This window comes from Kribbella sp. NPDC003557, from assembly GCF_040610805.1.
In the GTDB taxonomy this organism is placed as follows: Bacteria; Actinomycetota; Actinomycetes; order Propionibacteriales; family Kribbellaceae; genus Kribbella.
Map to the genome: position 1 here is coordinate 169,246 of NZ_JBEXMY010000003.1, position 12,956 is coordinate 182,201.

Genomic DNA, 12,956 nt, shown 5'->3' on the forward strand with positions numbered 1-12,956 from the left:
CCACACCTCCGGGGTTCGAGACAGACCTGGAGGTGACAACAGCGATGCGAATTCTCAGCCATGAGATCCCCCCAGCAGTGGGCCAGACCGTGACGGTGGCCGGCTGGGTGCACCGAAGACGACGGCTGGCCGCCGTCAGTTTCCTGATCCTGCGCGACCGGTCCGGCCTGGCGCAGATCGTGGTCAAGGCCGCGGAAACCCAGGCACAGCTGGACGAGCTCGGTGAGGAGACCGTGGTCCAGGTGACCGGTACGGTCGCCGCCAACCCGCAGGCTCCCGGCGGTGCGGAGATCGTCGACCCGGTGATCGAGCCGCTGACCGAGCCGGCCGCGACACCGCCGATCGAGCTGTGGCGTCCGGCGGTCGGCGCCGGCCTGCCCGTCGTACTGGACAACGCACCGGTCGCGCTGCGGCATCCCTCGGTGCGGGCCGGGTGGGAGGTCGCGGCGGCCGCGATGCACGGGTTCCGCGAGTCCTTGAGCGGGCAGGGCTTCACCGAGATCCAGACGCCGAAGATCGTCGGTGCGGCGACCGAGTCCGGGGCGAACGTGTTCGCGCTGGACTACTTCGGCCGGCCGGCGTACCTGGCGCAGTCGCCGCAGTTCTACAAGCAGACGATGGTCGGCGTGTTCGAGCGGGTCTTCGAGGTCGGGCCGGTGTTCCGGGCCGAGCCGCACGACACCGTCCGGCACCTGGCCGAGTACGTCTCGCTCGACGCTGAGTTCGGATTCATCACCGACCATCGCGACGTACTGGCGATGCTGCGGTCGACGATCGCCGGGATGCTGGCCGCGGTGGCTTCGCGGGCCGGCGGTGCGCTCGAGCGGCTCGGCGTGACGGTGCCGGAGATCCCGGTCGACGTCCCGGTGGTGCACTTCACCGAGGCGCTGAAGATCGCCGGGGCGAACCCCGACGAGCCGGACCTGGCGCCCGCGGACGAGCGTGCGGTCGGCGAGTGGGCGCTGCGCGAGCACGGCAGCGACTTCGTCGCGGTCGAGGGCTACCCGATGGTGAAGCGGCCGTTCTACACGCATCCGCAGCCGTCGGACCCGCGGTGGTCGAACTCGTTCGACCTGTTGTTCCGCGGGGTCGAGCTGGTCACCGGCGGCCAGCGTCTGCACCGGTACTCCGACTACGTCGCGGCGCTGGCGGCGCAGGGTGAGTCGGCCGACGCCCCGGCGTACAGCTCGTACCTGCAGGCGTTCAAGCACGGGATGCCGCCGCACGGCGGGTTCGCGATCGGGCTGGAGCGGTTCGTGGCCCGGCTGACCGGGGCGGAGAACGTCCGCGAGGTCACGCTGTTCCCGCGCGACCTGCACCGGTTGACCCCCTGATGGACACCACCGCGTCGGTTGTCGCCGAGCTGAACGTTGCCCTCGGCACCAGTTATCGGGTCGTGCGGCAACTGACCGGTGGTCTGCAGTCCACGGCGTACGAGCTGACCGGCGGCGTCGTGCTCAAGTGGACCGGCAACCCGGCGTGGGCGCCACGGGTGCGCAAGGCTGCCGAGCTCGTCCGCCGGGCCCGCGCCGTCGGCTACCCCACGCCGGCGTGGCTGGCCGTCGGCACGACCGCGGCCGGGTCGCCGTACCAGCTGCAGGAGTTCGTGCCCGGCAGCGCGCCGACACTGGATGCCGGTTTGGCCCGGCAGGTGATCGACGTCTGCGAACTCCAGCGCGACCTGATCCCCGAGGACCACGAGGTCACGTGGTCGGGCTGGTCGCACGGCGTGGTCTTCGACGGCTGGGACGGGGTGTGGGAGCGCGTGGCCGGGTACGACGACGAGGCCACGGAACTTTTGCGCCGCTACGGCGAGCTGTGCGGGCCTTATCGCGATCACGCGCTGCCGCACCACGACTTCGTGCACGGCGACCTCAACATGGGCAACCTGCTCGTCGCCGACGGCCAAATCACCGGCATCATCGACATCGAGGCGGCCGGCAGCGGAGCACGGGCCTACGACCTCGTATCCCTGTCGGCCTCCGCCGCCCGCGACGGAGCCGCAGCCGGCGTCGACGAACTCTTCCTCGAAGCAGCCCTACAAGCCAACGGCCGAGCCGCAACCGCCATCTGCGCCGCAGCCGCATTCGCCAGCGTCGCAGAGTTCGTCCACGACCGCCCGACCTACGCCCAGGAAATGGTCAACCACGGCGGCCGCCGCATCTTGGACCTGCTAGGCGCCTAGGTATCTGCAGCTGGACAGTACGTGTACATGTACTACACCGAGCCGGGAGCCTGGCGACCGGCTGGATCTCGCGCCAGTGGCCGTATACGTACTGTCGAGCTGCAGAGGACAGGTCTAGTTGACGACCGTCACCGGAGTAGAACCACTGGGCTGACTGACATTACTGACGTTGTCGGTGCTGACAGCAACAACCCGGTAGGCACCATTCGCCGGCTGACCGGTCCAGGTCACTTGGTAGTTGGCGGCAGTCGCGGAGCCGATGAGAGTCCAGTTGGCGCTCGTGCATGCTCCGGAGTAGCCGGCGCAGTAGTAATACGCCACGGACTTCACACCAGACCCGCCGTCCGACGGCGCGTTGGCCAGCGTCGCACCACTGCTGACCGCGACGGTGACGTTGAAACTTGTGGACGGTGCGGTCGAGGTGAGACCAGACGACGATGCGATGAGTGTGATACCGAGCGCGGTCGCGTTGATGACCACGGCGTTGAAGGTGGCCTTGCCGGTGGCGTCGGTGTTCGCGGACGCACCGGAGGCAATGCCTCCCACCGACGGTGTGAGCGCGACGGGAACACCGGAAGCGGCGACGGGATTGCCGGCCTGGTCCTGGACCTGGACGGTGATCGCGGGGGTGAGCGGCGTGCCGGCGTATCCGCTGGACGGGCCCTGGACGAAGGCGAGCTTGCCACCGGTGATGACGACCGGACCGGTTGGTGAGGCCGCGCTGTCCTTCGTGGTTGAGACGGAGAAGGTGTTCGCGGCGTAGCTCCCGGCAGCCGGGTTCGTGATGCCCGCGATCATGAGCGTACCGGCCGCGTTCTTCAGGCCACAGGTGCTGCCGACCAGCGTGATCGTCACGACAGTGCCACTTGCGGAGGCAGTAGCCGTGCAGTTGCCGGTGAACCCGCTGACGGGTGTCACGGCCGGGCTGCTGGGCACGCCGAAGGAGGAGTTGAAGGTCGCCGTGATCTTGTCCGCTGCCTTCAGCTCACCGCCCGCGCCATTGCTGGGCGTGAACCTGATGCTCCAGTCGGCGGTCGTTCCCGCGACCGGGTTCGTCGTCGTGAAGGTGACGTTCGAAACCGGGGCTGCGGAGGCTGCCGGTGCCTCGGCGATGCCGACGGCGACCAGTACGGCGACGAAAGCCGTCAGGCAGGTGCGTTTGATGCTCATCACTGGTGTCCGTTCACTGTCGGTCGGGCGACGGTCGGCGGCGTGGTGTCCACCGTGACCACCGTGGCCGTGCCCGGGACGCCCGTGTTGCCGGCGGCATCGGTGGCGACCGCCACGATCCGGTAGGAGCCGTCCGCGGCGAAGGGCGCGCCTGTGGTGACGGCGAAGGAGGTCCCCGACGAGGTGGAGGATCCGATCGCTGTCCAGCTCGCAGCGGTGCAGTTGCCAGTCGTACCGGCGCAGCGGTAGTAGGCGACCGATGCAACTCCGGTCAGATCATCGGTGGCCGAGTCCATGAGGGTGACCGTCGCGTTGCCGACGAAGCTGCCGTAGGCGAGGGAAGACGTGGCCGCCGGAGCCGATGCGGTCGGACCGGTCGCGTCGTAGGTCACTGTGTTGTCGGTGCTCGTCGATGCGGTGTTCCCCGCCCCGAACGAGTCGTGCACAGTGCTCGCCGCGATCGACACGGTAATCAAGCTGCTGCTGGTCAATCCGCTGACCGCCAGGTTGTACGTCGGGCCGCTGCCACTCACCACAACTGTCGCGGTCGCAGGGCTGACGGTGACGTCCGAGCTGGTGAAGTCGGTGACCGCCTCGCTGAAGACCGCGGTGAAGTTGACGGGCGACGAAGCGGCCGGATCGGCCTGGCCAGCGGCCTGGTTGATCGTCACGGACGGGCGTGAGTTGTGCACCGTTACGTTGGCGCTCGAGGCCGATGCGGTCCAGCTGGCTGAGAGTGCGGTGACGACGTAGTGGTACGTCCCGTCCGGCACGGCCAAGTCGTTGCAAGAGGTCTCGGTCGTCGGCGACGCTTGCGTCGTCCCGCAGGCGGCTGCCGTCGTACCGTCGCTGTTGAGGACCCGGGTCACGACGTAACCAGTCGCGCGGGCCGAGGCGGACCAGGCGAGGTTGACCGTTCCGCCGCCGGGTGGTGCCGTGGCGGTGACTGTGGCAGGCGGGGCGAGCGTGCCGGTCGATGCGGTGCCCGCGCCGGAGCCGGCTCCGGTCCAGAACGCCCAGGCGGTACCGGCGCCGGTCATCGCGAGGACGACGAGACCGAGTACCAGCAGCACGCGTCGAGTCATGATCCACTCCCCGCGCCTGAGTAAGCGAGTGTGATGGTGGCGCCCTTGCAGCCGTCCTGGTTTGTTGGGGTGTTGAGCATGGTGATGGTTGGCCAGGAGGACTGTGGTGTGGTGAGGGTGGACAGGGCTCGGCTGGTGTTGCCGGGGACTGTTAGGGGGTAGGTGCCGGCGTACTGGGTGACTTTGTAGTCGGTCGGGGTGCACGGCTGGTTGTGGGTGGTTGCGTAGGGCGTGCGGGTGACCGATTGGACGGTGACGGTCAGGTTCGTCACGGAGATGGGTTTCTTGTTCGGGTTGGTGAGTGTCAGGTCGAGCGGGCGCGAGATGCCGGGTGCAAGGGTGCCGGACAGGTTGCCGCTGATCGCGAAAGGCTTGCCTGTGGTGGCCAGGACCAGTTGGACGGTCGCGTAGGCGTACTGGGTGACGCCGGCCGGGTTCTTGCCGTAGGCGACCAGGTAGAGCGTGAAGGTGCCGTCGTCGGCGGTCGCGGGCGTGGTGACCTGCAGCGTCGAGGAGTTGCCGGTCGTCGGGTTCGGCGTGAAGGTCGCGGTCGTTCCGGGCGGCAGCCCGCCGACAGTCTCGAAGGTGACCGCGCCGGGGAAGTTCGTGCGGGCCAGTTGCGCGGTGAACACCGCGGTGGACCCGGGCGCGAGAGTGACCGAGGCCGGGGTCACGGTCAACGCGATAGCGCTGGACAGCGGGGCGTTGACGGTGAGGCCGGCGGTGATGGTGCCACTGACCTTCGTGCCCGTGCCCTGGACGGTGACCGTGGCCGATCCGGTCGGTGTGCTCGTGGTCGTGCTCACGGTCAGCGTCGTGCTCGCCGTACCGCCGGAGGCGAGTGTCACCGAAGCCGGGCTGAAGGTCGCTGACGCATTCGCGGGTACGCCGCCGGCGCTGAGCGCGACTGCGCCGGTGAAGCCGCCGGTCGAGGTCACGCTGACCGTGTACGTCGCGGTCTGGCCGCGCGTCACCGACTGGCTGGTCGGTGTGATGCCGAGCGTGATGCCGGGTTTCGCCGGCTGGGCGGCGTACGCCAGGCCGGCCGCACCGAGCAGCAGGCACAGACCGGCGATCAGGAACCTGATCAGCCGGCGCCGGGCTGTTGGCGTGTGTCGCATCTACCGCTCACTCCCCCCAAGGACGTTCGCGGTCCCGGCCTGGACGGGTGCTGACCCGTCCAGGCCTGGGAAACCGCGGCGGCGAACTAGTTGCTGGCGTAGGCCAGGTTGACCGTCGCGCCCTTGCAGCCGTCCTGGTTGGCGGCCTTGTTGTTGAACTTGATCGTCGCGCCGGTGAACGGAACGGTGGCGCCGGCGGCCACGTCGGTGGCGACGTTCATGACCGGGGTAGCCAGCGTGTAGTCCGAGGCGTCACAGTCGTCAGTCACACCCGCGGCCTTGGTCACCGAGGCGATGCTCACGGTCACTGCGTTGACGTACGCGGAGTTCGACGCGTTGTTCTTGACGGTGCCGCTGATCGTCTGCGCGGAGTCGCCGGGGTACATGTTCGCGATCGTGCTGGTCTGCGTGATGACCAGGTTGCTGGCGCCGGCGGACGTGGTGCCCGCGCCGGAGCCGGAGCCGGTCGTGCTCCAGTAGGCGAACGCCGTACCGGCGCCGATGGCGACGATCGCGGTGCCGGCGATGAGGATCTTCTTCTTGCGGTGCATGGCGGTTTCCCTTTCCCCCAGGCCCCGAGTGGGCCGTCTGCCGGAAAGGCTGTCAGCGTCGCGACGGGCGGTCTGTCGGCTGAACGGTCAGACTTTGTCGGGCGATTGGTGGTATTCCAGTGGCGTGACTTACGAGACTGAGCGGGCCGTTCTGGGGGCGATCGACGACGGGCGGATCGTCGACGAGCTGCGGGAGCTGGTGCGGATTCCGAGTGTGGACGGGACCTCGGCGGAGGTTGAGGTGCAGGCGTGGTGTGCGGGGCGGTTGGCGGATCTGGGGCTGGAGGTCGACCACTGGCGGCTCGGGATGCCGGAGCTGGCGGCGGATCCGGGGTTTCCCGGGATGGAGGTCGCGCGGGACGAGGCGTGGGGTTGTGTCGGGGTGCTGGGTGGTGACGCGACGCCGGGGCTGATCCTCAACGGGCATGTCGACGTGGTGCCGGGTGAGGTGTTCGACGCGCGGATCGAGGACGGCGTGATATGGGGGCGCGGGACCTGTGACATGAAGGGCGGTGTCGCCGCGGTCTTCGGTGCGGTGGCGGCCGTCGTTGCCGCGGGCATCACGTTGCGCAAGCCGCTCGCGGTGCACACCGTGATCGGCGAGGAGGACGGAGGCGTCGGCGCGTTCGCGACGTTGCGCCGGGGTCATCGCGGAGAGGCGTGCCTGATCGCGGAGCCGACCGCCGGGACGGTCATCCCGGCCAACGCCGGCTCGCTGACCTTCCGTCTGGAAGTGCCGGGGCTGGCTACGCACGGCTCGACCCGGAGCCGCGGGGTGAGCGCGATCGAGAAGTTCACCGTGATCCAGACCGCGCTGCAGGAGCTCGAACGCGAGCGCAACCGGGATCCGCACCCGCTGCTCGCCCACCTCGACCTCGCCAACCCGCTGTCCGTCGGCACCGTCGCGGCCGGCGACTGGGCGAGCACCGTCCCCGACCACCTGGTCGCCGAGGGCCGGTACGGCGTACGGCTCGGGGAGGCCGTCGCCGACGCGCGGGCCGCCTTCGAGGACGCGGTCGCGGCGGCCTGTGCGAAGGACGAGTGGCTGCGCGACCATCCGGTCAGGGTCAGCTGGCCTGGTGGTGAGTTCGCGTCCGGTCTGCTGCCTGAGGGCGACCCGCTCCTGGCGGACACGATCGCCGCGGCCTCCGACGCGGGCCGCGCGGCCCCGGCGGTCAAGGGAGCGCCGTACGGGTCCGACCTCCGGCAGTACGCCGCGGCGGGCATCCCCACGCTCCAGTACGGGCCGGGTGACGTCAGGCACGCCCATGCTGCCGACGAGCACGTCGTGCTGGCCGACGTACTGCACGCCGCCCGGACGTATGCCCTGCTGGCTGTCCGTCGCTGCGGTTGATACAAATCCACCATGGTGCCGCTGCGGGGACGCTCTGAGGAGCTGGGCAAGCTCCTGGACGCTCTGCGAGCGGCCGCCAACGGACAGGCCTCGCTTGCGGTCGTCAGTGGCGAGCCCGGGATCGGCAAGTCAGCGCTGCTGGCGGCCGCTGTGGAGCAGGCCGAGCGGCAGGGCTTCCTGGTCGCGAGTGCGGTCGCGCACCAGACCGACAACATCAGTCCGCTCGCGTCGCTCGCTCCTGCGCTCAGGGCGGGTCCAGAGCCGCTGATCGACACCGACCAGTTCATGGAGTTGGCGGCGCTCAACACGCAGCCGCTCTGGCTCGCCGAGCGGCTGGCTGACCTCATCGGCCGTCGTCTGGCCGGTGTGCGCGCCCTGATCGTGGTGGACGACGCTCAGTGGTCAGACCCGCTGACAGCCTTCGTACTGCAGGTCGCCGTCGCCCGTCTTCCAGCAGCGAACCTCCTCTGGCTGCTCGCCACCCGCCCGAACCCCGGCGGTCCGGCCGACCAGCTCGTCGAGGCCGTGAGCGTCCCGGTGCACACCATCCCGCTCGCGCCCCTGACCGTCGACGCGATCCAGGACCTCGCCGCGGACCGCCTGAACCGCGCGGTCGACCCGTCGCTCGCGGTGCAACTCGCCGGTGTCCAGGGCATCCCGTTCCTGGCCGAGCAGCTCATCGCGGGTCTGTACCTGAGCGACAGCGACCTGTCCGCCGGCCTGATCGAGGGTGTACGCCGACGGACCAGCGAGCTGTCCGAGGCTGCCCGGGACCTGGTCCGCACGGCAGCTGTCTTCGGCAGCGAGTTCCGCCTGGAGGACGTCGCCGTACTGATGGCCGCGCCGGTCGCGAGGCTGGCCGCACCGTTGGAGGAGACGATCCAGGCCGGCCTGCTCGCAGATGCAGGGGCCGTGCTGCGTTTCCGCCACGAGCTCCTGCGCTCCGCGGCGCTGGCCGACGTACCGCCGTCTGCCCAGCGAGCGCTGCATGGCGCGATCGCGAACCAGCTGATGTCAGCGGGGCGCGGTGCGGCCGCTGCCGCACCGCACGTCCTCGCCGTCGCCCAGTCCGGTGACACCACGGCCGTCGCGACGCTGCGGGAGGCGGCGCGGGACCTGCTGGCGACCATGTCGACCACTGCCGCGGAGGTGATCCAGGAGGCGTTCGACCTGACCCGTGTCGACGATCCGCTGCGCGCTGAGGTCGGCGTGGATGTGGTGAGCGTCCTGGTGGCCGCGTACCAGTACGACCGCGCCAAGGCCTTCGCCGACGACCTGCTCCGCGGTACGGCGCTCTACCACGGACCGATCACCCCGGACCTGCAGGCGACGATCCGGCTGCACCTGGCCCCGTTCCGGCGTCTCGACGTCCGAGAGCTCAGCGTCCCCGGCGCTGCACCGCACTTGGCGGAGCGGCTCGCGGGCTACCGCGCACTGGCTGGTGTCGAGGCTCCTGGAGCCGCAGCCGACCCGATCGCCCAGTCGCTACATCAGGTGGCCGCAGCCGAGCAGGCACAAGCTGAAGGCAGGTACGCCGACGCCCGCGACCTCTATGCCGCCGCGCGTGAGGTGGAGCCCGGACTGGGCAGCTTGCCGCCCACGCTGGTCGAGGTAGGCGAGCTGTACTGCCGGGCGGAGACGGACGAGCTGTCCAGGGCTCTGGAACGCGTACGGGAGCTGATGACTGCAGGGTCGTCCTGGGCCGCTCCGCAGCTCGCTGTGCTGCGTGCGCGGCTGGAGTATGCGTCCGGCAACCTGCAGGAGGCAGAGGACGCCGCCCACGCCGGTCTGCGCTGGATGGATCAGCTGCACGACCGGTCGCTCGCCCCGGCAGCGGACCAGGTGCTCGCGCTCGTCGCTCTGCTCCGCGGTCAACTCAGTCAGGCGCGGAAGCTGGCCGGCCATGACCCGACGATCAGCGCGCTCCTGGCCATCGCCGACGGAGACGCGAAGGCGGTCGCCCGGCTGGCCGACGTACCGCAGGACTTCCCGGAGCGCATCGGCGTACTGCTGCAGGCCAACGCCGTGCAGGAGCTATCGCAGTCAGCCGCAAGCCATGGCGCACTCGCTGTCGTGGCTGCCGGCAGCGACGTGGACCAGCTAGCAAAGGCGGTCGAGATCGTCCGTACGGCGCAGCGGCCGCTGCTGCTCGCTCAGGCCGAGGAGCGGTACGGGCGGGCCGCTCTGGACGCAGGTGATCGCGAGACCGGCGTACCGGCGCTGGAGCGAGCCCTGGACAGTCTGACGGCTCTTGGCGCCACAGCACCGGCCGGGCGGATCCAGGCGGTGCTGCAGGCAGCCGGCGTAAGACGAAGGCGCTGGGCCGCGGTACCGGCAAGGGCTCAGGAGGGGTGGGAGGCGCTCACGCCGATGGAGCGGCGGGTCGCGCTGCTTGTCGCCGAGGGCCACACGAACCGGTCGGCGGCCGACGAGCTGGTGGTGTCGGCCAGCACCGTCGGCACCCATCTGCGGGCTGTGTTCGGCAAGCTCGGGGTGAATTCGCGGGTCCAGCTCACCCGGCTGGTGCTGGAGCGGTTCGCCCCTCCCCCGAACGCATGAGATTCGGGTGCAGGGACCGGCCCGCCCGGACGGGACGGCGCTGACAGGTTCACGTGTTCGCTCGATTCGCGGGAGCGGCCTCCGGCGGTTTCCTTCTACCAAGCAACCACAGAAGGAGATCGAGGAAGATGACTGACAAGACCCCCACCGTCGTCCTGGTCCACGGCGCGTTCGCCGAGAACGCCAGCTGGGACGGTGTGATCGCCGAGCTCACTGGCCGCGGCATCCCGGCGATCGCGGTCGCCAACGAACTGCGCGGCCCCGCCCTCGACGGCAGCCGGGTCGCCGCCCAGGTCCGGGAGATCGACGGCCCGGTCGTCCTGGTCGGGCACTCGTACGGCGGCGCGGTCATCACCGCGGCCGCGAACCAGGCCGGCAACGTCTCCGCGCTGGTGTACGTGGCCGCGTTCGTCCCCGAGGAGGGCGAGAGCCTGCAGGACCTGCTCGCGAGCTTCCCCGCCAACGACTTCGCGTCCGGCCTCGTCCCGCACGCGCTGCCCACCGGTGACGGCGGCGAGGAGACCTGGCTGAGCATCGACCGGTCCAAGTTCCGGGCGCTGTTCGCGGCCGACGTCGAGGACGCCGAGCTGCTCGGCCGGACCCAGCGGCCGATCGCCGCGATCGCCTTCGACGAGAAGTCCGGTACGGCGAGCTGGAAGCGGCTCCCGGTCTACGACCTGGTCGCCACCGGTGACGAGGCGATCCACCCGGACGGCCAGCGCACGATGGCCGCCCGCGCGAACGCCACCACGATCGAGGTCGACGGCTCGCACGCGGTCGCCGTCTCGCAGCCGAAGGCCGTCGCCGACTTCATCGCGAGCGCCGTCGAGGCAGGTGCGAACCGATGAAGCTCAAGCACCTGGCGACGGTCGCCGCCGCGGCCGTCCTCACTCTCACCGGTGTCACCACGGCCAGCGCCCAGACCGAGCACAAGCCGAAGCCCACGATCGTCCTGCTGCACGGCGCCTTCGCCGACGGGGCCAGCTGGTCCGAGGTGACCAGCCGGCTCCAGCGGGACGGGTACACCGTGGTCGCCCCCGCCGTACCGCTGCGCGGGGTCGCGTCCGACACGGCGTACCTGCAGGGCGTGCTCGACGCCGTGCCCGGCCCGAAGGTGCTCGTCGGCCACTCGTACGGCGGTGCGCTGGTGAGCCGGCTCGCCGGAAGCGCCGGCGTGAAGTCGCTCGTGTACGTCGCGGCGTTCGTCCCGCAGGCCGGTGAGACGCTCGGGGCGCTGAACTCGAAGTACCCGGGCAGCGAGATCGGCGCGGACACCACGAACGCGATCAGCTACCCCGGTGGGGTGGACCTGGTGATGAAGCCGGAGTCGTTCCGCCGGGTGTTCGCCGCTGACCTCCCCGCGCGGCAGGCCGCCGTACTCGGAGCGTCGCAGCGCCCGGTCAACGCCGCGGTCTTCGACGAGAAGATCCCGGCAGGCGCTCCGGCCGCGCTCCCGAAGTACGCCGTGATCCCGACCGGTGACCATGCGATCGCACCGGCCGCCGAGCGCTTCATGGCCGACCGCGCGCACGCCACCACGGTCGAGGTCGCGGGAGCGTCCCATCTGGTCGCCCTGTCCCACCCGGGCACGGTCACCCGCGTGATCGAGCAGGCCGCCCGCTGAAACACGACGTCGGCCGGACCGCGGTGAGCGGTCCGGCCGACGTCTGCTGTCAGTCCTCCAGCGCCTGGTAGAGCGTCGTCCAGAAGTCGTTCATGAGTTGCACCGAGGACGGCACGGTCGTCCCGACCTGGGTGAGCAGGATGCCGACGACCTGGTTGACCGGGTCGGCGTACGTCGACGTACCGGCGCCGCCGTCCCAGCCGAACTGCCCGATCGGCGCGTAGTCGCCCCGGTAGGTGCGCACGGCCATCCCGAAGCCCCAGCCGCCCTGCTGCCCCTGACCGAACGAGATGTGCACGTTGTCCCGCGCCAGAGCCTCCCGGGCCGCCAACTGCTCGGGGGTGAGGCTGTTGCTGGTCATCAGCTGCACCGCCGGGCGGGAGAGGATCCGCTCGCCCTGGTGCACACCGTGGTTGAGCAGCATCCGGAAGTAGGCGTGGTAGTCGTCGGCGGTCGAGTTCAGCCCGCCGCCACCGCCCGGGAAGGCCGGCGGAGCGCTGTGCCGGCCCCCCTCGGCCTCGTCCCACACCTGGAACTCGCCGGTCGCGGGGTCCGGCGCGTACAGCGGTGGCAGGCGGTGGATCTGGTCGGCGGGCACGGAGAACCCGGTGTCCTTCATGCCCAGCGGCCCGAAGATCCGCTCGCGCAGGAACTCGTCGTACGACTGGCCGGTGACCCGGGCGACGAGGACGCCGACCAGGTCGCTGCTGATCTGGTACTGCCAGCGCTCGCCCGGCTGGTACATCAGCGGGAGGGTGCCGAGGCGGCGCATCCACTCGTCCGGCTCCGGCATCGGCACCGGGCCGTTCGGCGTGATGCCCTGCTCGAACAGGGCGCCCATGATCGGCGTACCGATCATCGTCATGTCCATGCCGAGCCCGAACGTGGAGGTCAGCACGTCCCGGACGGTGATCGGCCGCTTGGCGGGCACGGTGTCGTCGACCTGGCTGTCGATCCGCTTCAGCACCTGGCGGCCGGCGAGTTCGGGCAGCCACTCCTCGACGGTGTCGTCCAGCCGCAGCCGGCACTCGTCGAGCAGCACCATCGCCGCCGCGATCGAGACCGGCTTCGACGTCGACGCCATCCGGAAGATCGTGTCCCGCCGGACCGGTGCGCCGCCCTCGTGACGCATGGTGCCGAGCGTCTCGACGTGCGGCTCACCGTCGCCGCGGCTGACCAGGGCGACGACGCCGGGGATCTTCCCGGAGTCGACGTGCCGGGCCAGCACGTCGTGCAGCCGGCGCAGCCCGGTCTCGGTGAAGCCGGACGGAGTGGTTGCCATAGCGGTGTTTCCCTTCGATCGGAAA

The 12,956-nt window shown here is 70.3% G+C and carries 11 protein-coding genes; 6 read left to right on the top strand and 5 right to left on the bottom strand.

Features of this window, described 5'->3' with window-relative positions:
• Positions 1-44: 44 nt before the first annotated feature.
• The gene (aspS, locus tag ABZW60_RS12700) at positions 45-1,334 is read left to right on the top strand and encodes an aspartate--tRNA(Asn) ligase (RefSeq protein ID WP_355476206.1); all 1,290 of its coding nucleotides are present in this window, start codon (positions 45-47) and stop codon (positions 1,332-1,334) included.
• A complete protein-coding gene (locus tag ABZW60_RS12705) occupies positions 1,334-2,185 on the top strand; it encodes an aminoglycoside phosphotransferase family protein (protein ID WP_355476208.1) in 852 nt (283 codons plus the stop codon). Before aspS ends, ABZW60_RS12705 begins: the two co-directional genes overlap by 1 nt.
• Positions 2,186-2,299: 114 nt before the next feature.
• On the opposite strand, the gene ABZW60_RS12710 is transcribed toward ABZW60_RS12705, so the two are convergent.
• The 4 genes from ABZW60_RS12710 to ABZW60_RS12725 form a co-directional block, all read right to left on the bottom strand.
• The gene (locus tag ABZW60_RS12710) at positions 2,300-3,355 is read right to left on the bottom strand and encodes a hypothetical protein (RefSeq protein ID WP_355476209.1); all 1,056 of its coding nucleotides are present in this window, start codon (positions 3,353-3,355) and stop codon (positions 2,300-2,302) included.
• Positions 3,355-4,440: a hypothetical protein gene (locus ABZW60_RS12715; RefSeq protein ID WP_355476211.1), complete on the bottom strand. Its 1,086-nt coding sequence runs from the start codon at positions 4,438-4,440 to the stop codon at positions 3,355-3,357. Before ABZW60_RS12715 ends, ABZW60_RS12710 begins: the two co-directional genes overlap by 1 nt.
• Positions 4,437-5,561: a hypothetical protein gene (locus ABZW60_RS12720; protein ID WP_355476213.1), complete on the bottom strand. Its 1,125-nt coding sequence runs from the start codon at positions 5,559-5,561 to the stop codon at positions 4,437-4,439. Before ABZW60_RS12720 ends, ABZW60_RS12715 begins: the two co-directional genes overlap by 4 nt.
• An 86-nt stretch (positions 5,562-5,647) precedes the next feature.
• On the bottom strand, positions 5,648-6,112 hold the full coding sequence (locus tag ABZW60_RS12725; RefSeq protein ID WP_355476215.1) for a hypothetical protein: 465 nt from the start codon (positions 6,110-6,112) through the stop codon (positions 5,648-5,650).
• Positions 6,113-6,236: 124 nt separating this feature from the next.
• Here ABZW60_RS12725 and ABZW60_RS12730 point away from each other — a divergent pair, with 124 nt between their 5' ends.
• From ABZW60_RS12730 to ABZW60_RS12745, 4 genes are all read left to right on the top strand, one after another.
• Positions 6,237-7,466, top strand: a complete 1,230-nt coding sequence (locus ABZW60_RS12730) for a M20/M25/M40 family metallo-hydrolase (protein WP_355476217.1) — start codon at positions 6,237-6,239, stop codon at positions 7,464-7,466.
• Between the two features lie 12 nt (positions 7,467-7,478).
• The gene (locus ABZW60_RS12735; protein WP_355476219.1) at positions 7,479-10,025 is read left to right on the top strand and encodes a BREX system ATP-binding domain-containing protein; all 2,547 of its coding nucleotides are present in this window, start codon (positions 7,479-7,481) and stop codon (positions 10,023-10,025) included.
• Positions 10,026-10,153: 128 nt separating this feature from the next.
• Complete coding sequence (locus ABZW60_RS12740; RefSeq protein ID WP_355476221.1) at positions 10,154-10,873, top strand: alpha/beta hydrolase; 720 nt, start codon at positions 10,154-10,156, stop codon at positions 10,871-10,873.
• Positions 10,870-11,649, top strand: a complete 780-nt coding sequence (locus ABZW60_RS12745; RefSeq protein ID WP_355476223.1) for an alpha/beta hydrolase — start codon at positions 10,870-10,872, stop codon at positions 11,647-11,649. Before ABZW60_RS12740 ends, ABZW60_RS12745 begins: the two co-directional genes overlap by 4 nt.
• Positions 11,650-11,698: 49 nt before the next feature.
• Here ABZW60_RS12745 and ABZW60_RS12750 read toward each other — a convergent pair whose 3' ends face one another.
• The gene (locus ABZW60_RS12750) at positions 11,699-12,931 is read right to left on the bottom strand and encodes a serine hydrolase domain-containing protein (RefSeq protein WP_355476225.1); all 1,233 of its coding nucleotides are present in this window, start codon (positions 12,929-12,931) and stop codon (positions 11,699-11,701) included.
• Positions 12,932-12,956: the final 25 nt, after the last annotated feature.